The sequence below is a fragment of the Diaphorobacter sp. HDW4B genome (genome assembly GCF_011305535.1).
Classification (GTDB): domain Bacteria; phylum Pseudomonadota; class Gammaproteobacteria; order Burkholderiales; family Burkholderiaceae_C; genus Diaphorobacter_A.
On record NZ_CP049905.1, the window covers coordinates 4176300 to 4198627 of the forward strand.

39 protein-coding genes are annotated in these 22328 nt (G+C 57.7%); 8 read left to right on the plus strand and 31 right to left on the minus strand.

Annotated features, from left to right (window positions below; translation table 11 throughout):
- Positions 1-14: 14 nt before the first annotated feature.
- The gene (locus G7048_RS19045; RefSeq protein ID WP_240933347.1) at positions 15-800 is read right to left on the minus strand and encodes a transporter substrate-binding domain-containing protein; all 786 of its coding nucleotides are present in this window, start codon (positions 798-800) and stop codon (positions 15-17) included.
- 153 nt (positions 801-953) lie between these two features.
- A complete protein-coding gene (locus tag G7048_RS19050) occupies positions 954-2558 on the minus strand; it encodes a rhodanese-like domain-containing protein (RefSeq protein WP_166069652.1) in 1605 nt (534 codons plus the stop codon).
- A gap of 326 nt (positions 2559-2884) precedes the next feature.
- Between G7048_RS19050 and G7048_RS19055 the strand changes: the two genes are divergently transcribed.
- Positions 2885-3154 (plus strand): hypothetical protein, encoded by a 270-nt coding sequence (locus G7048_RS19055; RefSeq protein WP_166069653.1) that lies wholly within the window; start codon positions 2885-2887, stop codon positions 3152-3154.
- A gap of 106 nt (positions 3155-3260) precedes the next feature.
- Here the strand turns inward: G7048_RS19055 and bluB are convergent, their stop codons facing one another.
- Entirely contained in the window at positions 3261-3962 is a 702-nt protein-coding gene (gene bluB, locus G7048_RS19060) for a 5,6-dimethylbenzimidazole synthase (protein ID WP_166069654.1), read from the minus strand.
- A gap of 167 nt (positions 3963-4129) precedes the next feature.
- Between bluB and G7048_RS19065 the strand changes: the two genes are divergently transcribed.
- Entirely contained in the window at positions 4130-4537 is a 408-nt protein-coding gene (locus tag G7048_RS19065; protein ID WP_166069655.1) for a DUF1398 family protein, read from the plus strand.
- Between the two features lie 510 nt (positions 4538-5047).
- Here G7048_RS19065 and G7048_RS19070 read toward each other — a convergent pair.
- From G7048_RS19070 to G7048_RS19200, 27 genes are all read right to left on the minus strand, one after another.
- Entirely contained in the window at positions 5048-5470 is a 423-nt protein-coding gene (locus tag G7048_RS19070; RefSeq protein WP_166069656.1) for a hypothetical protein, read from the minus strand.
- Positions 5467-5778: a hypothetical protein gene (locus G7048_RS19075; protein ID WP_166069657.1), complete on the minus strand. Its 312-nt coding sequence runs from the start codon at positions 5776-5778 to the stop codon at positions 5467-5469. Before G7048_RS19075 ends, G7048_RS19070 begins: the two co-directional genes overlap by 4 nt.
- A 76-nt stretch (positions 5779-5854) precedes the next feature.
- Positions 5855-6025 carry a hypothetical protein gene (locus G7048_RS19080; protein ID WP_166069658.1) on the minus strand — a complete coding sequence of 57 codons (171 nt, stop codon included), beginning with the start codon at positions 6023-6025 and terminating at the stop codon, positions 5855-5857.
- Positions 6022-6300 (minus strand): hypothetical protein, encoded by a 279-nt coding sequence (locus G7048_RS19085; protein WP_166069659.1) that lies wholly within the window; start codon positions 6298-6300, stop codon positions 6022-6024. Before G7048_RS19085 ends, G7048_RS19080 begins: the two co-directional genes overlap by 4 nt.
- The gene (locus tag G7048_RS19090) at positions 6297-6815 is read right to left on the minus strand and encodes a hypothetical protein (protein ID WP_166069660.1); all 519 of its coding nucleotides are present in this window, start codon (positions 6813-6815) and stop codon (positions 6297-6299) included. The genes G7048_RS19085 and G7048_RS19090 overlap by 4 nt, the downstream gene beginning before the upstream one ends.
- Positions 6812-6979, minus strand: a complete 168-nt coding sequence (locus G7048_RS19095) for a hypothetical protein (protein ID WP_166069661.1) — start codon at positions 6977-6979, stop codon at positions 6812-6814. The genes G7048_RS19090 and G7048_RS19095 overlap by 4 nt, the downstream gene beginning before the upstream one ends.
- Entirely contained in the window at positions 6976-7656 is a 681-nt protein-coding gene (locus G7048_RS19100) for a hypothetical protein (protein ID WP_166066188.1), read from the minus strand. The genes G7048_RS19095 and G7048_RS19100 overlap by 4 nt, the downstream gene beginning before the upstream one ends.
- On the minus strand, positions 7653-7865 hold the full coding sequence (locus tag G7048_RS19105) for a hypothetical protein (protein WP_166069662.1): 213 nt from the start codon (positions 7863-7865) through the stop codon (positions 7653-7655). The genes G7048_RS19100 and G7048_RS19105 overlap by 4 nt, the downstream gene beginning before the upstream one ends.
- 31 nt (positions 7866-7896) lie before the next feature.
- A complete protein-coding gene (locus G7048_RS19110) occupies positions 7897-8643 on the minus strand; it encodes a hypothetical protein (protein ID WP_166069663.1) in 747 nt (248 codons plus the stop codon).
- Entirely contained in the window at positions 8643-9227 is a 585-nt protein-coding gene (locus G7048_RS19115) for a hypothetical protein (RefSeq protein ID WP_166069664.1), read from the minus strand. Before G7048_RS19115 ends, G7048_RS19110 begins: the two co-directional genes overlap by 1 nt.
- 57 nt (positions 9228-9284) lie before the next feature.
- Positions 9285-9734: a hypothetical protein gene (locus tag G7048_RS19120; protein WP_166069665.1), complete on the minus strand. Its 450-nt coding sequence runs from the start codon at positions 9732-9734 to the stop codon at positions 9285-9287.
- Positions 9735-9742: 8 nt separating this feature from the next.
- Positions 9743-10240 carry a single-stranded DNA-binding protein gene (gene ssb, locus G7048_RS19125; RefSeq protein WP_166069666.1) on the minus strand — a complete coding sequence of 166 codons (498 nt, stop codon included), beginning with the start codon at positions 10238-10240 and terminating at the stop codon, positions 9743-9745.
- A gap of 45 nt (positions 10241-10285) precedes the next feature.
- Positions 10286-10951 (minus strand): hypothetical protein, encoded by a 666-nt coding sequence (locus G7048_RS19130; RefSeq protein ID WP_166069667.1) that lies wholly within the window; start codon positions 10949-10951, stop codon positions 10286-10288.
- Entirely contained in the window at positions 10944-11759 is an 816-nt protein-coding gene (locus G7048_RS19135; protein WP_166069668.1) for a hypothetical protein, read from the minus strand. Before G7048_RS19135 ends, G7048_RS19130 begins: the two co-directional genes overlap by 8 nt.
- Before the next feature lie 11 nt (positions 11760-11770).
- A complete protein-coding gene (locus G7048_RS19140; RefSeq protein WP_166069669.1) occupies positions 11771-12835 on the minus strand; it encodes a hypothetical protein in 1065 nt (354 codons plus the stop codon).
- Positions 12832-13128: a hypothetical protein gene (locus G7048_RS19145; protein WP_166069670.1), complete on the minus strand. Its 297-nt coding sequence runs from the start codon at positions 13126-13128 to the stop codon at positions 12832-12834. The genes G7048_RS19140 and G7048_RS19145 overlap by 4 nt, the downstream gene beginning before the upstream one ends.
- A gap of 362 nt (positions 13129-13490) precedes the next feature.
- Positions 13491-13649 carry a hypothetical protein gene (locus tag G7048_RS19150; RefSeq protein WP_166069671.1) on the minus strand — a complete coding sequence of 53 codons (159 nt, stop codon included), beginning with the start codon at positions 13647-13649 and terminating at the stop codon, positions 13491-13493.
- On the minus strand, positions 13646-13897 hold the full coding sequence (locus G7048_RS19155; RefSeq protein ID WP_166069673.1) for a hypothetical protein: 252 nt from the start codon (positions 13895-13897) through the stop codon (positions 13646-13648). Before G7048_RS19155 ends, G7048_RS19150 begins: the two co-directional genes overlap by 4 nt.
- 9 nt (positions 13898-13906) lie before the next feature.
- Entirely contained in the window at positions 13907-14167 is a 261-nt protein-coding gene (locus tag G7048_RS19160; RefSeq protein WP_166069674.1) for a hypothetical protein, read from the minus strand.
- 106 nt (positions 14168-14273) lie between these two features.
- Positions 14274-14882 (minus strand): DNA cytosine methyltransferase, encoded by a 609-nt coding sequence (locus G7048_RS19165; protein WP_240933037.1) that lies wholly within the window; start codon positions 14880-14882, stop codon positions 14274-14276.
- 392 nt (positions 14883-15274) lie between these two features.
- Positions 15275-15421 (minus strand): hypothetical protein, encoded by a 147-nt coding sequence (locus tag G7048_RS19170; RefSeq protein WP_166069675.1) that lies wholly within the window; start codon positions 15419-15421, stop codon positions 15275-15277.
- A 51-nt stretch (positions 15422-15472) separates the two neighbouring features.
- Positions 15473-15676: a hypothetical protein gene (locus G7048_RS19175; protein ID WP_166069676.1), complete on the minus strand. Its 204-nt coding sequence runs from the start codon at positions 15674-15676 to the stop codon at positions 15473-15475.
- 88 nt (positions 15677-15764) lie between these two features.
- Positions 15765-16304, minus strand: coding sequence for a hypothetical protein (locus G7048_RS19180; RefSeq protein WP_166069677.1), 540 nt, complete (start codon positions 16302-16304; stop codon positions 15765-15767).
- A 726-nt stretch (positions 16305-17030) separates the two neighbouring features.
- Positions 17031-17258 (minus strand): hypothetical protein, encoded by a 228-nt coding sequence (locus G7048_RS19185; protein WP_166069678.1) that lies wholly within the window; start codon positions 17256-17258, stop codon positions 17031-17033.
- A gap of 138 nt (positions 17259-17396) precedes the next feature.
- Positions 17397-18020: an NYN domain-containing protein gene (locus tag G7048_RS19190; RefSeq protein ID WP_166069679.1), complete on the minus strand. Its 624-nt coding sequence runs from the start codon at positions 18018-18020 to the stop codon at positions 17397-17399.
- Between the two features lie 229 nt (positions 18021-18249).
- Complete coding sequence (locus G7048_RS19195) at positions 18250-19017, minus strand: hypothetical protein (RefSeq protein WP_166069680.1); 768 nt, start codon at positions 19015-19017, stop codon at positions 18250-18252.
- Positions 19018-19035: 18 nt separating this feature from the next.
- Positions 19036-19713 (minus strand): S24 family peptidase, encoded by a 678-nt coding sequence (locus G7048_RS19200; protein ID WP_166069681.1) that lies wholly within the window; start codon positions 19711-19713, stop codon positions 19036-19038.
- 62 nt (positions 19714-19775) lie between these two features.
- Between G7048_RS19200 and G7048_RS19205 the strand changes: the two genes are divergently transcribed.
- From G7048_RS19205 to G7048_RS19230, 6 genes are all read left to right on the plus strand, one after another.
- Entirely contained in the window at positions 19776-20003 is a 228-nt protein-coding gene (locus tag G7048_RS19205) for a helix-turn-helix transcriptional regulator (RefSeq protein WP_166069682.1), read from the plus strand.
- A complete protein-coding gene (locus G7048_RS19210) occupies positions 19996-20382 on the plus strand; it encodes a hypothetical protein (RefSeq protein ID WP_166069683.1) in 387 nt (128 codons plus the stop codon). The genes G7048_RS19205 and G7048_RS19210 overlap by 8 nt, the downstream gene beginning before the upstream one ends.
- A 188-nt stretch (positions 20383-20570) precedes the next feature.
- Positions 20571-20798, plus strand: coding sequence for a hypothetical protein (locus G7048_RS19215; RefSeq protein WP_166069684.1), 228 nt, complete (start codon positions 20571-20573; stop codon positions 20796-20798).
- 26 nt (positions 20799-20824) lie between these two features.
- Complete coding sequence (locus G7048_RS19220; RefSeq protein ID WP_166069685.1) at positions 20825-21037, plus strand: hypothetical protein; 213 nt, start codon at positions 20825-20827, stop codon at positions 21035-21037.
- A gap of 34 nt (positions 21038-21071) precedes the next feature.
- Positions 21072-21254, plus strand: a complete 183-nt coding sequence (locus tag G7048_RS19225) for a hypothetical protein (RefSeq protein ID WP_166069686.1) — start codon at positions 21072-21074, stop codon at positions 21252-21254.
- A 199-nt stretch (positions 21255-21453) separates the two neighbouring features.
- Positions 21454-21744 (plus strand): hypothetical protein, encoded by a 291-nt coding sequence (locus G7048_RS19230; RefSeq protein WP_166069687.1) that lies wholly within the window; start codon positions 21454-21456, stop codon positions 21742-21744.
- Here the strand turns inward: G7048_RS19230 and G7048_RS19235 are convergent.
- Positions 21711-22028, minus strand: a complete 318-nt coding sequence (locus G7048_RS19235; RefSeq protein ID WP_166069688.1) for a hypothetical protein — start codon at positions 22026-22028, stop codon at positions 21711-21713. The two genes, G7048_RS19230 and G7048_RS19235, sit on opposite strands and share 34 nt — an antisense overlap.
- Between the last annotated feature and the right edge of the window lie 300 nt (positions 22029-22328).

Consider the following 22328-nt stretch of genomic DNA (forward strand, 5'->3'; position numbering starts at 1 on the left):
GCATGGCAATGCGCTCAGGGCAGAGCTTTGAACTTGGCTTGCAGCTCGACCAAAGCCGGATTGGCGGGCGTGATGCCAAGGCGCTTTTCGGTCTCGATCAACCAGCCGGTGCGGTGCCAGTTCTGCAGTACCTTGTCGACTGCGGCGATGGTGTCGGCCTCGCCCTTGCGGGTCCAGACGACCGAGAACGCGGGCAGGATTTCTGTCTTGAGCGGTGCGCTGTATTGCGACCATTCCGGATTGCTGCCCAGCAGCGGATGGATCAGCGTGCTGTCGTGCACGGCCGCCACGCAATTGCCGCCCTTGAGTGCCAAAAGCGAATCCGACGATGTCTTGTAGCCCTGTGCCTGTGCGCCGTATTCGCTGGCCAGGGGCTTGGCAAAGCTGCTGCCTTGCGACACGCAGACCGGCTTGCCGCGCAGGTCTTCCCACTTGGTGATGCCGCTGTCTTTGCGCACGGCCGCCGTGCCGCCCACGCGGTAGAAAGGCGTGGGCGCGTAGCCCAGCGATTCGGCGCGCTCGGGATTGAGCTCCATCGATGCGATCAGCAGATCGACCTTGCCCGCTTGCAGAAACTGCACGCGTGTCGGAGTTTGAACCTGCACCAGATCGGCCTCCACGCCCAAGCCCTTGGCGAGTGCGCGTGCAAGCTCCGGATTCCAACCGACGAGTTGCTGATTGGATGGGTCGATGGAGCCAAACGGACCGCCGTTGGCCAACACGCCGATGGTGACCTTGCCGCGTTGCTTGATCTTGTCGAGCGTGGCGTCGGCATGGGCAGCCGTGCCGCTCAATGCCATGGCAAGGGTGGTGAAGAACAGTGCGGCTTGCGGCTTGTTCTGGCGGGATGTTTTTGTGAAGAGGGACATGGCGGGAAGATGGATGAACGCTGTGATCAAGCGTTCATCTTCCCGTTTCGGTGTGCGTGCGCCAACAAAGCTTTTCGCGAATCCTTATGCGGACTCCGTTGCGTGCTCCAGATGCGCGGTGTTCGAGAGACGAAAGACCGACAACTCGTCGGGCGCACACTGCGCAATCAGTCCGGTTTCCCATTCAAGGTAACGGCGGGCGGCGTCCAGATTGCCTTCGTGGCGGTCGTGCACGAAGAAAAGATAGTCAATGGAGTTCTTGTCGCTGGGCTGGTCGGGCGTGGTTTGCGTGGGCAGGCCCGCTGCAATCCAGTCGTCGATGTGAGCCCATGCAATGTGCTTGTTTCCTGCCTCGTGCAGATCCACGGCTGCCAGTTCGGCGATGTCTGCATCGCTTGCGATCAGCAGCAGTGGCTTGTCGTCTGGCGGTGCTTCGCGGTGCAGCCATGGGCGAATCGTCCATTGAGAAGCCGCTGCATGTTGCTTGCGATATTGCGTGGAGGATTGCATATCCAAAAGGCGAGGGCCGTGTGATGCGACCCAATCGGCCAGCAGCTCGGGCGCGATGCGTGTGGCGTGTCGTTCCATTGGTTGCGATGCCTGCGAAGGCAGTTGGAGTGCCGCGTGAATGCCGCCTTCCACTGTCGCCGTTTCATGCCCCAGCCGCCAGAGCCATGCGGCAATCACAGGCGCGCGCACGCCTTCGTCGTCGAGCAGCAGAACGCGCGCATTGCGCACGCCGATGGTCTGATCCGTGGCTTGCAGCAGTTGACCGCCGGGCGCGTGTGTGGCACCCTGGAGTGTTCCGGCGGCGATTTCTTCCGCGCTTCGAATGTCGAGAACGAACGTTGTGCGCGATGCATCGTCGACCCACGCTTGCGCTTGCTGTACGTTCAGATGCTGTGCTCCCGTGCTGCGTGCGAGCCGTTCGGCGGCGGCGTTGTCTTCATGATGAGCAGTCGATGCGGCCGTGGCTTTGCGCGTGCTTCCATGTTCGAGTTGCAGTCCTGCCAGTGCCCAGCCTTGCGTGCCATTTTCCAATGCGAACACGGGATTGCGGATGCCGATGCTGCGCAGGATTTCCGCGCCGATGATGCTGCGTGTGCGACCCGCGCAGTGCACGATGATGGGTGTGAAATCATCACTGACCTGCGCGCGCCAGTGCCGCACCAGTTCCCCATTGGGCAGGGAGCTTGCGCCGGGGATCGTCATCTTCTGGTGCTCGGCGAGCGTGCGTCCATCGACCAGAACCAACGGGCGTCCCGCGTGCTGACGTGCCTGCAATTCCTGCGCCGTGATGCGCGGCGTGTCGAATGCATGCTCGACCAGTTCTCCGAATGTCTTGGATGGCAGGTTGACGCCCTTGAACAGCGTGAACCCGCTCGCGGCCCAGGCGTGGGTGCCGCCTTTGACCACATGAAGCTGGCTGTAGCCTTGCGTGAAAAGCCTGCTGGCTGCGCGCTCTGCCGTGCCGTCTCCGCTGTCGATCAACACAATGCGCGTCGCGCGATGCGGAACAAGGCGCGGCACGTCGATTTCCAGTCGGCTGTAGGGAGCGGGAATGGCAAAGAAGGGATGGCCTTCGCCAAACTCACCGGCCTCGCGCACATCGAGAAGGGCGATCTCGCGTTGATCGTTGAGCCATGCGCGTGCAGTGGCGGCGTTGATGTGGTGGAAATGTGTGGACATTGCAGGTCCGAAACTCGCTGAAGGACAAGGCGCAAACATAGCGGGGTTGCGGTGAGTGCGGTCAGAAGCATTTCAAGAATGCAAATGCGAAATGCGAGCAGTGAAAAGAAAAGCGAGGCTTGCCCAATTTGGGCAACGACAACCAGGACGCACGGCGTTGAGCGAAGCTGCAGCTGTCCATTCGCCGTGATGATGTGAGTGTGATGGTGAATATTGCGAGGAAAAGCGCGTGCCCCATGACGCGGCGAGGGGCATGCAGCCTCGTTGTACACAATTGTGATAATTCGTTACTATGACCATCCCCGTCACGGCGTTGGGAGAGGCTCATGACCGTTTTCCTTGTCACCTACGAATTGGTGTCGGAAGCGAATCGCACCGCGATCGTGAAAGTCCTGCACGAATTTCCGAGTTGGTCCCGGCTCTCCCACAACGTCTATGCCGTGTCCACGCCGCTCGTGGCCGAGCAGATCTACTGCCAGCTCAGTCCGGTGCTGGACTTCTATGACCGCGTGTACATCATCGCGGTGCAGCATCCTTTTGCCGGGATGGGCGTGGACCGTGTCGATCGATGGCTGGACCGGCATTTGCCGATGTAGTTTCCGTAGGGCGGGGTTTGTGCGGTGGTGACCAGGCTCAGTTGCCTGAGGTCGATCCCTCGTTGCTGAGCCATGATCAGCCCGCCAAGCTTGGCGCGTCCGTAGCTTACTTGGATGTGTGAAGGGCCGATGCGTCCAGACTGCTTTCCTGCGCCCAGACCTCATCCATCAACATATCCTGCAGCGGCATGCGGCGCGCCCATTTTTCCTGCTGCAGCATGGGCTCGGCATAGAACGCCTGTACGGGTCCGAGGCACAGCACGCCCAGCGGATGCGCGCCTTTGGGCATCTGCAGCAGTCGCGCGAGTGCTTCGGGATCGAACAGCGATACCCAGCCAAGGCCCAGATTTTCGGCACGCGCAGCCAGCCACATGTTCTGCACGGCACAGGCGGCGCTGGCGATGTCCATCTCGGGCAGCGTGCGGCGACCGAACACATGCGCCTCGCGGCCCGGCGGCATGGTGATCACCAGCACCTCGGCCGCGTCAAGCACGCCTTGCACTTTGAGCTTCATGAACTCATCCTTGCGCTCGCCCAGCGCCTCGGCGGTGCGCTGGCGTTCCTGCTCGATCAGCGCGTGAATGCGCTCGCGCATGGGCCTGCTTTGCACGCGGATGAAGCGCCACGGCTGCATCATTCCGACGCTGGGCGCATGGTGCGCCGCGCGCAGCAGGCGCAGCAGCACGTCCTCGGGAACCTGCCCACCCGCAAAGTGGCGCATGTCGCGGCGCTCATTGATGGCGCGGTAGACGGCGGTGCGTTCGGTTTCGCTGAACTGGGGAGATGAGGAATAGTGCAGATCGGACATGGCCTTATTGTCCTCCCGCGCAGGGGCTGCAAATCCCGGAGTCGGCATCAACGTCACGGGATTGCGGCGCAAGGATCAGAGTCGCATGGGGCTCGTTGCATCGGGGATGGAGGGCGGCGACAGTTGCGGCCATATCGCGATAATGCGTTTTTTGAACTGGAGTTTCGATGGACGCAGATGTCATCACATCTTTGGCGACGGCTACGTTGGATGGCTCGCTGCCGTTTCCGGAGATCGTGGGAAAGCTCCTCTCGCAGGGCGTGGAGTACTACCACGTCGACTATGCCTCGAACTCGTTCACGTTCTACAGTCAGGCTGGCGCGACCATTCATGCGGGGCTTGTGTTCGAGGGGTTGCCGGGCATTGCGACCGAGTGGAATTTGGCAGCGTTGAAGGCAGCCATCGTGGACAGCCAGCAGCACGGGCAGGACTTCCGCCAGTTCTGTGTGCGCGCCAAGCGGGCTGGCGTTCAAGGGTATTTCGCTTTCCTGCGTGGCCGTCGCGTCCTGTATCTGGGCAGGGCTGGGGACCAGCATGTGGAATGGTTTCCCGGTGCAAACGCCCACGAGGTCTGATGATTTTGTGCCCGGCGGCAATCGTGAAATTGAAGATAGGATTTGGACTAAAGCAGCAGAGTGATTCCTTTGAAAGAATGTTCTGCTGTGGCTTGAGTTGAGGACCGAATGCCGTCGATGGACGACAAAAAAGCCTGCAACCCGGATGGGAGTTGCAGGCCTTGAATGAACGATTGTTCTTGCTATGCGGAAACTTCTTCAAGTTTCATAGCAACAAACCGTTGGTGCCCGAGGCCGGAATCGAACTCCAGCAATCATGCGGGTTTCCCGGTGGTGTGGGAAATTTGTGCGCTTTTGCCTGCGAAGAATTTTCGCACAGCATTTTCGCTCCACCTTGGTTTGCGGACTCCAGAACCCGGAACGGGTGCCGGAAATCCAGGCTGCTTCACAACAACATCTCGCACATAGTGCCTGCTGAGCTTGATCATAGCCGTGATGTCGTCCAGCGTTAGCAAGTTGATCATTCTTCTTCTCTCCATAAGCGCCCCTGGTGGGGCGGGGTGATTCCTATCAAATGGCGACCCAATTCCATTCATCGGGGTCGATTTCTGCGTCCCAGTCGGCAATCACTCCATCTGCGCCGATCTTCATGATGATGTAGTCGCCATAGCCGCTTCCGCACGGTGACAGTAGGTCAGGCACATAGCCGTCGCGGGTTGCCAGCGTTCGCCCTTCTGCGTCCAATAGCGTGTACACGCCAGCGTCACAAACCTTGTAGTGGACGTCTGCCTCTACACCTTCCGGCCAGTCTCGAATGCGCCCGGTGTCGAGGTCGATGGTCGGCTCCCAGAGATCGCCATTTCGCAGCGGCATCAGCGTTCCATCTGTGTCCTCAGATTCGCCCACCTTTCCATCCTCCCAATAGCGGACGGCTGCGGAAACCTTGATGGCGGCGACTTCGTAGTCATGGGTGATTTGCGCTTGTACTTTCATCTCATCTCTCCAATAAAAAGCCCGCTCAATCGGCGGGCTGGTGTTTTGTCTTGTTCGCTGGGTTTCAGTCGCCATTCGTAGAAGGCTGCTTTTCGCGCCTGAATGTCCCGAGTTCTGATTGCCTCGGCTTCTGAGCGGTACTCGCCCCACTTGTGCCACTGTTTACCTCGCTCGGTTTTGGGATTGGCTAGGCGGCACTCAAGCACAAAAGGTCGCGCACGCTTTGACTTGGTTCCTCCGGTGCGCTGATCCGTGATTCCGAGTCGCGCAGCTTTGGCTTGCAGGCCTTGTTCCCTGTAGCTGCTCATGCATCACTCCGTTCGTCTTGTTCGCGGAATCGGTCGCGCTTGTCGCCGAATTTGCGGGCGCGTTTGCTGAGTGTGGTCATGCACTGTCCTCCTGTGCGGCTTCGTGATCGGCTAGCTCCGCCTCGTCTACGTAGAGCTTTACCGGCCTCGCTCCATCCTCGCAGTACGTCAGCGCTTCGGCGTGGTCGCTGAGAAGCAAAAGCATTGGGCCTTCCGATGTCTCCACAAGCCATCCGATGTGCTTCATGCACTGTCCTTTCTTGCGCGGATAGCGTCGATGCAATCCCCTGCGCCGTTTTCTGCATCCTCGCCAGCTCCAACAGATATGAGCATTGACTGCACACTGAAGCAGGTCTTGATGCATTCATCCATCACGAGGTTTGCAAGTTTCGCCAGCTCAACCGCGCAGTTCTCGCCAACTGGCTGGATGACGGCGTACACCGGCTGACCGTCTGCTCCGAACATCACGCCAGTGCGGAAGCCTGCCTTTCGCGCCAGATCGGAAATCTGTTCGCTTGTCATGTTTGCTCCTTCGGAGGTTGGGGCGCGGCGGCGAGCATTGCATCAAGCATCCGCTGTGGCGTGCCATCGAGGCCGTCGGCTCGCATCAAGACCTTGCACGCAGCAGCATGCATTTCTTCGGTGATTGACTGACCAGGCATCCACCCTTGCGCCGCCGGGGCAACAGTCAAGGAATCCTTGACACCTGCGAGCAGGGCGCGAACTGTCTCTGCATCAACTGCGGGGCGCATGTCCCTGAAAATGCTCTGATCTTTCGCCCTCGCATGTCTATATTCGCGCGGAGTCAGTGTCCAATTCGCGTTGTAGAACGCCACCGGCTCCGGCAACTCAACACCCGAGGATTGCTCGGTAGTTGCGCGGGCGGCTTGCCAAGTCATCCAGCGCGCTTGGATGTTCTCGTGCCGGTATGTGCCATCAGCATTTCTTATCACCCATCCAGCGCCATTTTCATCAAAGCCATTCGGCGCAAGGACATGCTTTTCAAACTCGGCGCGGCTCTGGTCTGTGTGTGTCATGGGGATTCCTTGAAGTTCTGAGCCTGCGCGGGAAACGTGCGCCCATGCCAGTGAAACTTAGCGAAGCGTTCCGCTCCTTCCGCTTCGTAGATTGCCTGCTCTATAGGGAGCAGTTCGCGGCAATTGTGTTCGCGCTCGTAAGCTGCGAATTCTTCGTCGCTCATGGTTTCTTTTCTCCTATGCCGCCCCCACAGTACGGGCAGTGGCTGTACTTGTTGTCATGGATGCCGCCATCGCCGAATAGATGTGCGTGACCGCAGCTTGTCTGCCAGTGGAAATAGTCGTCGTTGTATGTCCACTCGCATTGAGGCTTGCTCTCGCGGAGTTGTGCGAGCCGTTGGGCAAGCACCTCTTCGCCGGAAAGTGGTGGTGCTTCAAGGAACTCGGTCACAGCCATGCAATGATCGAACGGGTTTTTCAGCATGACGCGCAAATGCCCCAGCGCCTGCATCCGATGGCCGTCGAATTGAAGTGCGAGCCTGCGCCATTCGTTTGCCGATTCGCGCTCTTCATCACGCTCTGCCTCAAGCTCGGCAATGCGGGCGTATGGATCGAACGTATCGGGGCGCTTTCCATTTGCGTATCCGTCGGTGATGCTGCGAATTGGCGGATAGTGCTGGATGACCCCGAGCGCTTCCTTGGCAGAGACGCACGGCTTGGTTCCGTGGTGAACTGCCCATCGCTCTACGAATTGCATGTGCTCGCGTAGCTGCTCGATCTCGGCATACAGTCGATTGAATTCAACTGCGCTGACCAAGATGCCAACACCAATGATGGAGTACAGAGGCGTCTTGCCGTCAGCGGCGTATCCGGGTGCCTCTGGTTGTGTCTGTGCTGTCATGCTGGTGCCTTCAGGGAAGAGGCGGGAACCTTGACTACGAGATCCAGTTTTGGCTCGCCTACCAGGTCGCGCAGCAACGCTTGTGTGAGCCCCACAAGTCGCGCGACATCTGCTTCATCCGGGCGTCCGTTGGCGACAAGACGGCTTGCCTCAAGATACTCGCGGCGCAGCGCTATTGGATGCAGAGGGATGGGTTGTGTCTGTGTCATTGGCTTGTCTCCTTGGATTGGGATGCGCGGGTCATGCTGCGTATTCCTGTTCCGCGATCTCGCATTGCAGGCCACACTCAGGAGGCGACAGATCTCGCCGCACCTTGCCGGGCGGTATGTCTCGCAGGCTGTAGCGCACATTGGTCTTTCGGTCGCGGAACAAGTAAGCACCGGGGCCGATGCTTTCCTGCACTTGGCACAGAGTCTCGAATTGCTCCGGGAAGTCTTCGCGGATGGCCCGGAAGTAGCCCTCACCACCTTTGACGCAGCCAATGCAATTGGCGTTGCTGTAGCCCAGTCGGTACATCATCGGCAACTCAATGCCAGCACGCTCAAGCATTGCAAGACAGTCCTTCTTTCCAAGTCCACGCTCGATCAGTGGCGCGAGCACTTGCTTATCCGGATTGCGGTCTTTGAAGTCCTCGAAGCGGTCTTCTTCCTCTGCTGTGTAGCCGAAGATCATGATGTCGTCGGGCTTGCGCCATGAGTCGAGCAGCTTGCGCTTGAGCTCGGCGGTGCACGGAGCGCCATAGCGCGACTTCATGAACTGCTTGCGGCGGAATACCTCAATCACCGAAGCGCCGTAACGCTCATCTCGGAGCACGGTCACCGACTGCCCGAACCATGATTCGCAGTCCGTGAGAAAGCGGCGGTTGTCAGGGTGCTCTTCCTTGACGTAAGCATTCAGAATCTCGACTTTGCCGTACTGGGCGATTGCGAGTTTCGTAGCAACCGCCGAAGCTGCGCCGCAGCTGAATTGGCAGACTATGCGGCTCATCAAACCCCTCCTTGTGCCGACTGTGCGGCGATGGCTGCGCGCGCCGCATCCAACCCACAATCAAGCACCCTGCGATACTGATCGAGAGTAGTCTTTGCGTGGTCGTTGCCGACAGCATCTAGCATCTCATCGACAGCGGTTTGCAGCGCTTCTTCGTATGCACCGCCTGCTGATGTTTCAATGAGCGTTGTTGCCCAATGCAACCCACGCAAGCGCTCCGCATCCTTGACCGTCTCCGCATCCAGCGCATTCGGCGCGGGTGCTGGGGCGGTAAGCAGCGCGGCGTGCACGATTGTTGCGATAGTGCTTACGTGCATGGCCTCTGCGCCAGCCCGGTTAACGTTCACAAAGTGGTCACCGTCCCGGTGATAGCCGAGTCGTTTCAGCAACTCTTGAGCATGCTCAACGGCAGTGCGATGCGTGTCGCCCGTAGTCACCGGATCCACCGCAGGCTCTGCCACTGCCTGCGCACTCTGGGTGCGGTCTGCAAGCAGTTCATCAATTGTTTGCTTTTCCCAAGCCTGACCCTTGTAGCAGTCTCCATGAATGCTGTCTCGCAAGGCTTTAAGTTTGTCGTAGTCCATAGTCCCCTCCGGGCAAAAGAAAACCGCCCGAGGGCGGCTTGTGTGGCGTGGTGGTGGTTAGGCTGCTTTGCGCACAAGCGCATGAGCCTCTTTGTGATGGGCATCGCAGAGCCAAACAACATCGAGCGGTCGGCTGTAGTCTGGGTGGTGACCGTGCGGCTTTGCGCAGCACTCAGGCACGGCGCAGACAGGCCAAGGAATCACGCGGCCATCACGCACAGCGTTATCGAGCAACACGTTTGCATTGCGTCGTTCCGGATGCTTTGTCGCCCATCGCTTCGCTGCTGCTCTGTGACTTTCGGCAAATGCCTCTGTTTGCTGATACGCCTTCCGCGCTGCCACTCGGTGAGGCATTGACGCCCGGGCCTTGTCAAATGCCCGGTAGTGCTCGACTTTGGCGAAGCGATTCTCGCGAACCGCAGCCTTCGTGCATTCCTTGCATTTGCTCTTTTGACCTTTGTAAAAGGCGTCGTCGGGCTTGTCAGTGTTGCATGTTTTGCAGAGCATGCCGCCTCCTAAAATGGGATGTCCGAGTCCATGTCATCGAAGCCGCTACCGCCCGCCTGACGCGGCGCAGGCGCTGGGGCCTGCCGTTGGGCTGGTGCGCGTGGCGCTGGAGCAGGGCGGGGCGCTGGCTCGTCATACTCATGCTGTCGGCTATCGTCGCCACTACCTTGGCGGCTTCCAAGCATCTGCATTTGATCGGCGCGGATTTCAGTTGAGTAGCGTTCTTGGCCGCTTTGTGGGTCGGTCCACTTGCGGGTGCGCAGGCTGCCTTCCACATAGACTTGCGAGCCCTTGCGCAGGTACTGACCTGCGATCTCTGCCAGACGGCCATTGAACGTGACGCGATGCCATTCGGTCGCCTCTTTGTTTTCGCCAGTCGTCTTGTCGCGCCAGCGGTCGGTTGTGGCAATGGTGACGTTCGCCACTTGGTCGCCGCTGGGAAAGGTGCGCATTTCTGGGTCGCGGCCCAAATTGCCAACGATGATGACTTTGTTGACGGATGCCATATAGGCCTTTCAAAAATACTCGCCAGCCAACCCGGCGAGTGTTGGTTAAACGGTCTCCAGCTCTCGCGCTGGCCGATGGATTTCGTCGAATTCCGCGATCACTTCGCGGTAGTAGGCCTGGGCTGCGCGGACTTTGGTTTCAATCAGCGCCTCCTTCTCAAGATCGCGTGTGATTGACCATGTCGTGAGCCGCATGCGCTCAGGGATGTGACCCACGACATGCATTTGCAGAGGCTCGTAGCCAATCAAGCGCTCAGGCGTATCGACAAGGGCGTAGTTCACCTCCCATTCGTCGGCGTCCCACAGCGACATGTACCCGCGCATTTGCCACTCGTAGAGCTTGTCTTCGCAGTCCTTGATCCAGCCGGGAAACGTCTTGGCAGACCACGACGATTTGAGGTCGTGGCCGCGTTTGCGCTTTGCATCAAACAAGTCGCATTCGCCAGTAATCAGGCCGTTGCTTCTGCGCTCCGTGTTCTTTGTGAGCGACAAGCCGCGAACCCGGTTCAGGAGGGCAATGGACTCGTTTTCAACTTCTAGACCCTTCTCGATTTCCTTGCTCGAAAACTCAAAATCGATACTAAGAATTTCCTGCTGCGCGAGTTCGCGGATGTAGGTTTTTGCGCCGACAGACAGAACGCCTTCGGCCTTGGTTTTCGGCTCGGTCATGATCTTGCCGAGGCTGGAGCAACGAATCAGGATTTCACGCATCTTGAGCCTCCTTGAGTTGCGATCCGCGCTTCTGCACAGCCGTTGCAAATGCTGCATATCCGTCTTTGTCTCGGCTGGATTGGAAGACCTTCACGCCTTCCTTCATGATCGTCCCAACCTCATCGCGGGTTTTGGCCGCTTCAACCTTCGCGATCCACTCGTCGCGAATCATCTGGATTTGCGTCTGGCGTTCATCTTCCGCAAGGTGCTTCACCAGTTCTGCATCCAAGTCTTCAAGGTCTTGGCTGAACATGTCCGACGCGGCGGTGACGTTAAGCACCATCGCAATCTTTGCCCGCTTGCACGCCATCTTGAGCACCGTGTTTGCAAGGTCTGCAGGTTCAGTTCGCACCTGCGTAACCGTGTAGTGACCGCCTTGTTTGCGTCCAAACTTCAAGCGCCGATGGGTCTCGGGTGTGGCATCGAATTCCTCTTTGCACACGGCCTTGCGCCAGCGGTATTTCTCTTCATCCGTTGAGCACTCACCAAGGCCGGAGCCAAGCGGAACGCCAGTCGTCTGGTGCTCGCCAATGCAGTTCACGCGATAGCGGATCACGCCATTCACGGACAGGTCTGCGACCTCGTATTTGTCGGCAATGCGGAACGTCATGCACAGCACTTCCGCGCCAGACTTGAGAAGCGTTGGCTTGTCGCCTGCGCCGGGGATTGCACCGTAATGCACGTTCGGCTTCATTACCGCCTGCATCACCTGTTGCACCGTCTTTGCGTGCGCAACTACTTCGGCAGTTGGGTTCGCGCTTTTCGCGGGAACCATGCTGACTGCCTCAACATCAACTACAGCGTTCATGGTTGTATTCCTCAGTAGGTAATCGAAACAGCCGGAACGGATTTCTTGGCAATCAGCGTGACGGCCAGCTTTGCGCACTCTTCGGTCATGCCGCCAGTGACGAAGGCATCCAGCGCGGCGCGGTTGATTGCGGCTTTATGGGCCTTGTCGCGCTCGCGACGCTTGGCTGCTTCGGCGTCTGCGGCTTCTTGTGCGGCTACGCGGCGCTTCTCCGCCTCCACCGCCTCGGTGGCACGACGTTCGGCATCCGCCTTTGCTTGTTGTTCGCGCTGGATAGCTTCGGCCTTTTCGCGTTCCGCTCGTTCTGCCGCCAGCCTCAATTCAAGCTCGCGGCGCTCTGCTGCGGCCTTGGCATCTTGTTCGCGGCGAATCACGGCTTCGCGTTCGGCCTGCGCCTTGGCCTCTGCCTCACGCCGGGCGCGTTCCGCTGCTTCGCGGGCGATGCGTTCCTCGTGCTCCTTTTGCTCTCGGGCAGCGGCTTCGGCGCGCAGGCGGGCGAGTTCGGCCTGCTCGGCTTCAAGCTTCTCGCGTTCTGCAATTGCTTTTTGGAGTGCCTCGACAGTCTTGGCCTTTGCCCGGTGCGCCTCGGCCTCAAACTCTTCCCAGCTGGAGTCAATGACTCGCGCCTCAATGGCTGCCAGCGTTGCTCGAAGGGTGCCGGCGGAAAAATCGTGCGTGGCTGCGGCTTGTTGGATCAACTCAATGCCGGTCTTGTGCAGGGCTTGACGCGCAGCCTCAGCCTCCTCCCAAGCTGTCAGCGGGGCGCGAACTTCATCCTTCCACAAGTCCAGCAAATCACGCATACGCTTACGCTCAGCGTCGATCTTCTTGGGAGCGTCCTTGAGTTCTGCAACCAAGTCCTTTCCGATGTTGTCCAGTGCCGTCTTGCCCTTCGCCACCTTGTAGGCAATCGATGCGATGGCATCGCGGCCTTTCTTGGTGCTTACGTCCGGCACAAAGGCGTCAAGCTCAGCCTTGATTTTTTGCAGGTACGGGTCGAGCCCTTGAGGCGCGCTGTAAATCTGCAATGCCGTCTCTTTCGGCGGCAGCAATACGATGTCTGTTGTTTCACTCATGTCTTATCCCCCTGTGCTGCAAGAGCGGCGCGGGCCTGCTCCAGCGCTTCCCGCAACTGCTTGTTCTCCCGGTCTAACTCGTCGCGGTGTTCTTCAAGTTCCAACAGCGTGAGTCCGGTTCGCGTCGTGACTTCAGAGGCTTCCGCGCACATCTGCAAATACGCATCAATGGCATCGTTTGCAAATGCGCGGCTCACATCACCTTGTGCGTCGGCGTGCTGGAAATATCCGTGTTGCTCGTTGAGTTTGTAGACCTGCCATTTGTTTAGGTACGTTGTCGGCTTGTCACTCATGCTGCCTCCGGGTTCTGGGCGAGTCCGCGCCATGAGAGGCTCTGGAAAACGCTGCGATGCTTGCGAAGCCGGATTGCGGTAGCCACATTGATGGCGCACTGACCCCACTCATTCCCGTTCCAAAACTGGAAGCACGGCCCGGTGTCGTCGGTCTCATACACCCCGACGCGAACAGGTCGCACATCACCGGGAAACCACGCTGTTTTTTTCGCCATCACTCACCCCTCACGGCCACCAAAGCGGCCCTTGGTGCCTCTGCCTTGTCGGCAGCGACGTTGATTGCATCTTGTGTGTCCTGATTCGATCCACCGGACGCGACGCCAGCAGCAACAGCGACAGCAAGACCGAGCAGGATTCGCAGGTCAAAAGGTGATTGCATAGACGCCTCCATCCACAATGACTGCATAGAGCAGGAGAGCGACGGCAACAGCCGCCAAAAACAAAGCCCGCGAGGATGCGGGCTTGGTGTATCGGGTGATGGCGACTGCACTGGTGGCGTCGCAGAAAGATGGTGTGTTCATGGTTTTGCGTGTTCATTTGCCCAGATGCGGGCGAGTGCTTCGAGTGCCTGCGCATTCATCGCAGCAGCGGCGATTCGCCCGTTTTCCTCATCCCACGAAAACGTCTCAACAATCCGCGACAGATCGCCGCGTTTGACTGCGTCCATCGTGTCGTCGTAGAGGGTCTTGATGCGGGCGTCTTGCATGGCCTCGGCGCACTCCATCGCTTCGGAGTGGCGAATTTCATCGAGGACTGGATCGGTGCTCATGTTTGCTCCTTAGTCGATCAATCGTTGTTGCCCGCGACGCTCCAGCTCATCGATTGAGGGCTGCAACTCTTTGCCGCGCTTAGGGCGCACGGCCTGCGGGTTGAAGTAGGAGCGCAGAGCTTTGAGCCAAGCCTTGTAGGCCCATCCTTTGCGCTGGGAATATGGATAGTTCTTGCTGCACCACTTGCGCAGCTCAGCAGGCGTCATCTCCGGATGAGCCTTGATTTGGTCTTGCAGCCAAGCGGCTGCGTCGTCAGTCCAGCTTGACATATAAACCTCCAAATATGAGCGCTTAGGCTCGATAAGCGTTCATATCTTGAGCATTACATGGGTGTACTGCTCAATCTATGAATCAAACTGCAGGGTTTGTGCAGTTCTATGAATAAGCCGGCTCCAGGACTCCCCACTGAGCGGCCATCGCTTCAGCAATGCCCTGGTACGTCTCAGATCGGAGCTTCCAGCGATCCGCGCTCGGCGGCATGTGATGGATGCGCGGCTCTCGCCCGTCAACGATGTTGGTCGGGAGTAGGGGGGGCAGTCCCTTGAGCCAAAGGCATGTGGCTTTCGTCTCGCCGTGACCGAACATCCAGGGCTGAACGATCTGATCCGGCTTGCGAATGCGGCTACTGATGATGCTGATCGGGTTTTCGAGAGCGATCATTTCGATGGGTGCATCGAGCAGTGTTCGCACAAAATCAAGCGCTTCCTGCTGCACTCCGGATGCTTGCTTTGCCGCGAAGTGCCGCGCCCCAGAAACTGCCAGGTGAGTGCAAGGCGGGTGGCACACCATCAAGTCCCAACCATCGTCCAGCACGTCACGCACATCACCTTGGTAGTGCCAACCAGGCCGCTCGGTTGGGAGTAGATCGCAGGACATTGCTTCGTGTCCCTGGGCGGCAAAGGCGTCGCGCACCTTGCCGCTGAATTCGCAGGCTATGAGTATCTTCATGGCTTTGAAATAAGAAAGCCCGGACGAACCGGGCAAAGCCTCCGGGGAGGCGAGGGGAGACAGGGGGAGATGGTGGCCGGTTGCTTGTCCGGCTTGCTTCCGCGTGTTGTGGGGCCGATCCCCGCATGCGCCCGCCAAGGTTGATACGCATGTCGTTTGGCTGGGGGTTGCCTGTTTCCCGGTTTTTGATTGAAGGCCGGAACCTTCTTTGCCGTGGTCGGTGTCCCGATGTGGCCGCTTCCAGTCCCCTAGACACTTGCGCATCGCAACTGCACATTCACCATCATGGACAGGCTCTGAGGATTTACACCTCACGTCTGGATCGGTCTATCGGCATCCAGCGCCTTACGGTTATGACCCGTTCGTTGCTCCGCGAGAGCGCGAAGCCTGTCCATGATGGCCCCGGCATGAAGCCGGGAGCGTTGAAATCATTCCTCGTCGTAGGCCGCTGCACGCTCTTCGGGAGGCAAGTCGAAGAAGTTTTCAACGCCCCCGCGATCCGCTGCCTTCTGCATGCGCTCGGCGCGATCTTCCGGCTCTCGATCAAAGAACCCATTGTTGTTTGTGCTCATCATCAACCTTTCAAATAAAGTACCCGCCGAAGCGGGGAAGGGCGCATTCAACCTCTACATCGTTTGCGCCGCTGGAGTTAGTAGTGATCTCCAATGCTTGGCGGTGGCTTCGAGAACCCTTTCGTTGAGGGCCTCGAATTCCTTGCCAAGCTCCGGATCAATGACCTCGATAACGCCAACGATGACTGACCAGTCGTGGTGTCGGTCGGTCTTGCGCTGCGCGACATATGAGAGGCCGCGTCGAAGGGCTGCGGCCATCCTGTCTTGCTCCATATTCATTCCTCCGCGCCAAGGCGCACTGTTCATGTAGCGTGAACATCGGGTGAGGATGAACACGCGGCAGCGGTCAGTAAGGCTTATCAACCTTGCCTTGGTCTTGCAGGCTTTTGACATGGAAAAGGTCGCTGAGCATCTTGTCCATTACTCCTGCCATTTGGTTGCGCAGTCCATCTTTGAGGTGACCAGCGATATTTGTTGCGTGCTTTTTCATTTCTTCCGAAAAGTTCTCGGCGCAGATTTGCGTCATCAGATATTCGGCGCGTGTCGTGGAGTTGTAGCTGTCACTCGGCTTGCCGCTTCGTGTGTCAACCTTCGTCGTCCAGTAGCCACCGATCAGCTTGTCCAACTGCGTGCGGATCGTCGTCTTCTCGCCTTCGGGCTGGCCCCAGTTATTGACTCGCTGGTACTCGGTATCAAACCCCTTTTGCACAGCGGCATCAACCGCTGCCGCGATCTGCGCGTCTGCTCGTTCGACAAAGATTTTTTGAACTCGGCGCTGCACTTCGGCATGCACCATCTTGCTCAGGTCATCGTCTTGGCGCAGCAGTTCGTCTGCAGCCTTTTCAACAATGGCTTTCTTCAGGTCTTCTTCGTTGATGTTCAGCATCTCGTCTCTCCTTGGTTAAAAAACAAAAGCGCCTCCGGTGTTGGGAAGCGCTGTTGTTTTGCCTGCAATGACCGGCAGGCTCGGTGTACGTGTTCGTCGGCTTAACTGATTGCGTTACGGGTTCGCCAATCCCTAGTACCCCGTGCGCCGTAGCGCTTCCTTTGTCCGGGTAACTCGCCTTTCGACAACATCCGCGAGACTGCGCGGTCAGGTGGTGGCCGGGTCATCCGGCTTGTGTGTCTCGCATGTGTTCTCCTTCGCAGCTCTTGGCTGCTGTGTGGTTGAGTGCTCTGGTCTCTCGCGTTGCACTGATTCCGCGCGCTGTACGTGCCTAAAGCTTGTTGAGGGCTAATGTGGCCTTCTGAGTTGCTCCATCGTCCGCACCCTTGTGCGCGATCCCCGGACTCACATCCACTGCACACCGGTTCACCCGGCACCTACGTTGATCACTGACCGTGAACAGTCGGTGTTAGCTCGATCACTTCACACCCGTCGCTCTGTGCAAACCAGCTACGCCCTAGGGCTAGACCTTCCTCGTGCATCGAGTCGGTTCGGGGTCGTCTCGCTATCCCCTCGGTCGTTTCGCTTTGTTTGCTGCGATGGGTGTAGTATCGGCGTACCGATATTTCTTGTCAAGCGGTTTGCCGATATAAATATTGGATTGCCGATTTATGACAACAAAAAACCCGCGCGCGGCGGGTAGGGGGGTTGATTCTTGGCGGGGGTCTACTTCACGCGCTTGAGCATCCGGCGGCGAAGTTGCTCGCGAAACATGATGCCGCCAACGGCAGTCAGCGCGGATACGTCGTCTTCTGTCAGCCAGTGCTGGACGCTATCCATCCAGATGGCGAGTTGCACTATTGCTTCGTCTGGCTCGCTCGGGGCGGATTCAGAGTCAAGCATGTCCGCATATGAGCGAAAGAGCTGAATGATGGGGTGCTCTTCATCTGCCATGGAAGCCTCCTGTCAGCAGATGGTACGTCAGGCCCAAAAAAAAGCCACCCCGAAGGGTGGCGAGAGGGGTATCAGCGTCTTGCAGTGATGATCCTACAGCACTGCAAATAGAAAAGCCACCCGGAGGTGGCTTGGGGGTTAGGGCGTCTTCGCAGGGATATCCACAAGCAAGTCTGAATGCTCCCGCATAGACTCCTTGACGCCGTGCCCAAGAGTCACAAGAAACAATTGCGCGCCCTCGCGCCTGGCAAACTTCATGGCTGGAACAAAATCGCTATCGCCTGTCACCAAAACAAGGATACCAACCATCCCCTTAAGGGTAAGCGCGGCGATGTCCATTCCAAGCCGCATGTCGACACCTTTTTGAGTGATGTTGGGCTGAAGGTGCTCTGCCTTGATGGTGATTTCAGGCTGGTCTTTGTTCAGCTCTTTGGCACGAACTCGCCAGCCATTGAAGGAGAGTTCCCCCATTCGCAGCGCGAAATAGGGCGCCCGAGAAAGCTCCCCATGTAGCGCCGTGTTTCTGGCTACTACATCTTTCTTTCCAAAGTCCATCTCTCCACCTTGGAGTGGAAGCTCAACCACCTCTTCAAGCGGTTTGGAGTCGTAGTAGTAGATGCGATGCAGCTCGTGGCCTGCTAGGCAGTCATGAGCGCGAATGCGAGATACAAGATCGGTAATTTGAGTCGCGGTAGCAGGCTTGACTCCCGTGCCTACCTTCCGCTTTACAAAGCCGCCATCAATCAGAATTGCGTACTTCATCAGCAGAAAAAAGATTGGCCGCCTGACGGGTCGATGCGTGAGCACCTGTTATATGTCACCCGAAAGGCAGCCGTTTTTTATTGTAGAGGTAGAACCCTCTGTGTTGATATTTTATTACTTGGCGGTAATTCAAGTCAACAGCGACGCTAATTGACGTCGCAAAAAATTGTCACCCCCCCCCCCAAACAGCACTTCGGATGGGGTTAGCGCCATCTCAGTAACTGGCGGTCTAAAGATCGGCGCAAGAAGGGCCTCCGCCTTTAGTCAGTGCGTCATTGATGGTCTGAGTGGCTTTTATCGTGGCAATGACGTCGCGGGCGAACACATCCACGGACTCTTTGCTCATGGTGGTGTAGCCCTTATCCCCAGATAGGCGGATGATTTTGGACTGGGCTGCGGCAAATTTTTCAAGCTTCGCGTAGTCGGCAGTCTCAAGTTTGAACGTCCATTTCTCCCAAATTCGCCCATCATCAGTATCGCGTTTTACTGCTTGGGGCTCGGCTGTTCGTTCATAGACCACATCTCCATCAGCCATGAACGCCACCTTATCCATGAAGAGCCATGTGTTGGCGTGCAGCACGGGGTTCAAGATCGTCGCGGCCTCTCTGCATTGGGGTGCGACCACGCGGAGATCAACGAAAGAGGCTGCGGCACCTTTTTTAGGGTATTTAACCGTGTACTCGTGGAATGCGGTCAGCGGAGGGGTAAGGTGATCGACTTTTCTGAACCCGTCTTTCATTCCGCTCATGAGGGTGCTGCACTTTTTTCCTTCCAGATCGAAGCACGCGCGGTAAGAGGTAATTCCACTGCTGTCAGTTTTGCTTTCACTGACCTCAAAGGTTGACGCAAAGTCGCGTTTCCAGTCCTCTGGCGTGTAGGCGGGCTTCGGCGGCGGGGTGGGTGCGGCAACTGTAGTCGGGGTGGTCGAAGCGACCGCGCCATCATCACTGCATGCTGCAACAAAAAATATTGGCAACAACCAAAATACTCTCTTCACATCTCCTCCTGTCGCTGATTAAATTCGTTCGCTTTGCTTATGCACCACTTCGCCGATCATGTGCACGCCATCGTGGCACGCCTTTCGCGGGTAGCGGCTTTGGTCGGGGTTATCTGATGAAAGCCACCAGCGACCCTCATCGCGCACCATGCGCTTGACGACCATCTCACCCTCATAGTTGACAGCAAAGACGCGGCCGTCTTTTGGCTCGACCTGTTCAGTGTTAACGACCACGGTGTCGCCGTCATAGAGGCCGGGCTCCATGCTGCCGTTGGCTACATAGACGGCTAGTAATTTGTCTGGGTCATAGCCATTGCGCTCGTACCAGTCACGCCGAAAGACCAGTGGATTGCCTTCGTCGTCCTGGTACTCAACACCAAAGCCGGATGCCCCGGCGGACAGCTTGAATTTCACTCGTTTAATTGCCGGGTAGTCCGGATTGTTTTCTAGGTCGATTGGCTGCTTGTTAATGCCAGCCAACATGTCTCCCGCGCCTTTCTCAAGCCACAGGGCCGAGACACGCATTGTTACAGCCATTGTAGACACGTGGCTCGACCCATTGCCAGTGCGCTCCAGCTCGGCAATGGTGGACTGCCCAATCCCCACCTTTTTTGCGAGCTGCTGCTGAGTAAGGCCTGCATGTTTGCGCGCCTCTTTGAGTCGTTTGCCGAAGTCTGTAGTCATGGTGTGAAGCATACGGAAATCCGATATTGGTAAACCGCTTGTCAAAACATCGGTAAACCGATATGATGGGCCTCATGCAATGGAAAGACTACATCGCCGCAATCGCCGAGAGGGGCCTTACCCAAAAGCAACTCGCTGACAAAGCGGGTTGTGGTCAGGCAACTATTTCTGACATCGCCTCTGGAAAGACGCGTGATCCACGTAGCTCCATTGGCTTCGCGCTCATCCGCATCGGTAAGCGCCTTGGCATCAAAGCCAACCCCACCACCACCCCAACCAAGTCGGAAGCTGCTCATGGGTAACGTAGAAACCTCTCGTGATTTCGCGCTTGCGCTCGCGGATGCTCTTGGCATCAACACGCAGCGACTGCTGAGCTTCTCCATCGATGTTGGGGGCGGCGAAAACAACGGCCCAGCTGTACTTGTGCGTGCCGTGTACGCAGTACCGCAGGGCGTTGGCAAGGCGGCCTCGACGCTGATCCGCAGCTTTAACTTGATTCCTGCTGGTCTGACGTTGCTGGATGGCGAGAGCGTGGATAAATCAACTTCCCTGATGACGGGATTCGAAACGATCCATCGGGCTGCTCCTCCAGCTCCTCCTGCTCCAACTGACACCAACGCGAAGACACCTGCCACGGCTCCCAGCCGTTGCGAAGGCTGTGAACGCGGAATTCCTTCTTGAACGGACGAACGATGAACTCGTTGCCATCCGTGTCCGACATCACCAGCGTCCCGCGTTGGGTTGTCCGAGTCTCTGTATTGCTCATGGCAAAGGCCCTTTCTAGTGTTGTTAAGTGCAACGGCAATTCTAGTCAGGTGTCCTTTGCCACCCATTCCACCAACCAACCCAAACAACAGGAGGCCTGAGCTATGGCTTACGACGACACCAAACACCGCAAAGACAAGCGCGTGCCCGTTTATCTCAGCGAGTACGGCTACGAAAAGCTGGAGCGGATTGCAGAAGCCTTGGGAGGGCAAAAGTCTGCTGTTGGCCGCGAGGCCATGGAGCGGGGTATTGATCAGTTGCTGCATGAAATCGAGTCTGCCAAGACTTCAAAAAGTTTGCGAGTGCCGTCAAAGAGCCATGTCCACGCTTAACCCATCCCCATTCAGGCACTCAAAACATGACCACCAGCGACAACACCTATGACGTGCGCACAGGAATTCTTCTTGTAGATCAACTCTCTCCAGCAGCGGAAGCCAAGTTGAAACGCTTGGCGCGGCTGATTGGGAAACCTCTCAAAGAAATTCGCGCAGACGCCCTGAAAAAAGGCGTGGATGACGCTTATTTGCGTCAGTTCTTCGGGCCGAAGCCCGTCAGCAAACTCATTCATTGAGTTTTTCAAGCACTGAAAAAACACGAGTTCAGACATGAAGCTCTACACATCCCTCTCCCAGCTCAACCAGCCACCTCATTACGGCAGCGTTGGTAAGCAACACGTCATCACTCCACCGGTGGCGGCAGAGATTGCAAAGCGCGCACACGCCGAAGCCCAATTTGCACGCATCCAGCAGACCGCTCGTCATGGTGGTCGCGCTGTTGTGAGGTCGTGATGAAAACCGCCATCAAGCAATTCCTGATGGCTGCTTATTGCCACGGCTTAGCGCCTGCTTGGTTTGTGGCTTGCCTGTTTCGAGCCTTGGCGCTCAAGCACGAATGAAGTTTACGGCTGGGATAGATCGACGGATCGAAGAACGGTTTGTCCACCGCCCGCCCAGCCACCTATTCACCGGACAAGACAACGAGGACAGCATGTCATTGAAGCAAGAACAAGACGAACTCTGGGAACACCTGCGCAGCGAAAACGCAATGGTTGCGGATGCCCCATCGCGCAAGATCGGCATGCCGCACGCTACGCCATTTTCCGTGTCGTTCCCCATTGAGGAAGACGGCGTTTTCACGATGGTGGAGATCGACATCGACCAAGTGCCACGCTTTGTCCAAGGCCTGATTGATGAGCTTCCAAGGGCTGTTGCACTCGGGGCGAAAGCTACTGCCGATCTCGCCACCTATGACGCCATTTGCAAGGCAATGGGGCAGTAATCATGGTGGCAGACGCTCGAATCAATACCGGGTTGCCGGGTCACCCAAAGACCAAGAAGCTCATCAAACGCTTGGGCGCTGCTGCCGCTTGGAATCTCGTTTGCCTGTTCCTGTGGGCTGCTGAAAACCGCAGCGACGGCGATCTGTCTGGGCTGTCTGATGAGGACATTGAGCTGTGCGTTGACTGGGCAGGCGAGGATGGCGCATTCGTCAAAGCACTGCGCGACGTGGGGTTCGTTGACGGCGAAGAAAACGCCTCGGTGATCCACGATTGGAATGAGCATAACCCTTGGGCTGCTGGCGCTGAAATGCGCAGTGCTAAGGCTCGCTGGAACGCTGCTAAGCGTCACCATGGTCAAGCTGAGGCTGATCGTCTAGTACCCGAGTACGCAGCTATTCGCACTGCTGCATCTGCTGTGGTCGATGCTGGTGGTGATGCTAGTGGCAACACGACAGCAAACGATGCGCATGCTAGTAGCAATGCTCCGTCTCCGTCTCCGTCTCCGTCTCCGTCTCCGTCTCCGTCTCCGTCTCCGTCTCCGTCTCCGTCTCCTACTCACTCCGTGAAGGCACCGCGTAAACGC